The following is a 1,966-nucleotide window of genomic DNA, read 5'->3' on the forward strand; positions in this document are numbered from 1 at the left end:
CTCCTCGAATGTTTGTTCTTATCCTAATTATACAAAAGAAGGTTTCAAATATCAACATTTACCTTTAACAGAGCCAATATAAAAGTAACACTATCCTATGCTTAATAAAAATATCTTTACTACTTTTAAATATCCTTATACATAAAGACTTAAAACCTCTTTAAAGACGATTGAAGGATACCTAATAAGCAATTCAGAACTAATTGTTCTTTCTTCATTACCCTTCACAATAAGTATTGTTGAGGTATCCTCTTCTAATTTAATCGTTAGGTCATAGAAAGAGAACTGGTCCACATTTGAAGCATAATCAAGATTGTGATTATTCACTTGAACCTTAATTTCATCTGATATTCGTCTAAGCATTCTCCAAATAACTGTTTCTTGGTGATTTTTCATATATAGCTCAGGTAGTTCTTTAGCACTTGTTAACTGATTGAATGTTGTTATGATATTGGATGCAATTCCATACTTTACTGGTTTAATAATCTGTTTTGTCCTTTGCCAACCTATGATGTGGAAGATTATATCCCCATCCTCAGATGTAATTTTATCAATTCTTCCATAGTCCGCTATCCCATTTGGGATTCCAACTTCTGCTGTAGTATAAAGGGCAATATATTTTGATTCTTGCCACCCATTTTTTAAATTAATAGCAGGGATTTGAAATAATCTACCATGGATAAATCGCTTATATTTTTCTAGGCTTGAAACGGAACCAACTAAAACCCTTTCTACAAGGCTAGATTCCCATTCCTCCTTAGTACCACGTGGAAGAATTCCCTCCTTATTTATTTCCTCGGGACTTAACTCGATTAATCGTTCTACAAACTGCTCAACTAAATCAGTTGCTTGAGGTAAAAATGGCAAACCTCCAATATTAACTTGATTAATACTTTGGTAGAGAGGATGCTCTTGATATCCACTTTCATCTGCCCATGGGAACAACACATAGGCGCCAAAGGAAGTTCGTTCATATGGACCGTTATTCATATAAACTAGAGAGTCACGGTATCGATGCATAGTGTTTATATCATCTTCCAAGGGCCCAGGTGTTTGATAGCGTTTCTTATAAAAACTTCCCACTTGGGCATAATCTACACGGTATTTCGCATCGAACACATAATTGTATGTGAAATCTTTTCCTTTTTTCGAGATTGTCAGCATGGTATCTGGTTTTTGATTAATTGTTGGAAGGCCAGTCTCCGTTTTTTGATACGTTAGTGTTATTCGTTCCTTCGTAATGGGATGTTCAAATATACGTTCAGCTTTCTGGTTACTATCTAAATTCACAAATAGCCCATCCCGACTTAATTTAATGATATCTTGACTAATCATCGTATATTTTTTACTTAAAAGTTGTCCTAGTTTTAGATAAGTCCAATATTCGTACAGAGTAGCAACATCTTTTACAGACATTTGGTAGAATTTTGATTGAAGCATAAGCCCTTTCGTAACGGTAAGATACAGATGAAAGGCATCGCGGTACCCTGGTGCCATTTGAATTACTAAGCTCATAACAGACTTATCCAGCTTACCAATCTGTCTCCAAAATGGATTCCGGCATTTCAGCTCTAAGGTATCCTTCATTTTAGAAAGACGTCCCACTAGTTCAGCGTCCGGTTCTGTTTTCCACTTTGTATTATGATTGTAAAGAGTTAAAATTAAATCTTCTATCTTATCCATGAGGCGTGTCATCATCCATTTAACATATCGGTTTTCAAGTGTATCATACACTAACTCTTTTTTGATTTTCATTCCTTGAATTGGCATCATTGTTTTTCCATGAATGGAGATACCTTTTTCTACTTCGATGTATTGACTTTTAGTCTGTAAATACTTACGTGTGTAGGTATTGATTTTACCTAGCTGGTCTCCTCTTGCTTTTATATTATAAATGTCAATGATAAAATGTACATTTTCGCTCGTTTAAGGATGTACAATTTTGCTTCCCAACTATTTTTATGAA

1 protein-coding gene is annotated in these 1,966 nt (G+C 34.6%); it reads right to left on the minus strand.

Translation table 11 applies throughout. The features are described from left to right. Positions 1-135: 135 nt before the first annotated feature. Positions 136-1,905 (minus strand): DUF2357 domain-containing protein, encoded by a 1,770-nt coding sequence (locus ACR65M_RS26750; RefSeq protein ID WP_440274925.1) that lies wholly within the window; start codon positions 1,903-1,905, stop codon positions 136-138. Positions 1,906-1,966: the final 61 nt, after the last annotated feature.

Source organism: Ferdinandcohnia sp. SAFN-114 (genome assembly GCF_059415045.1).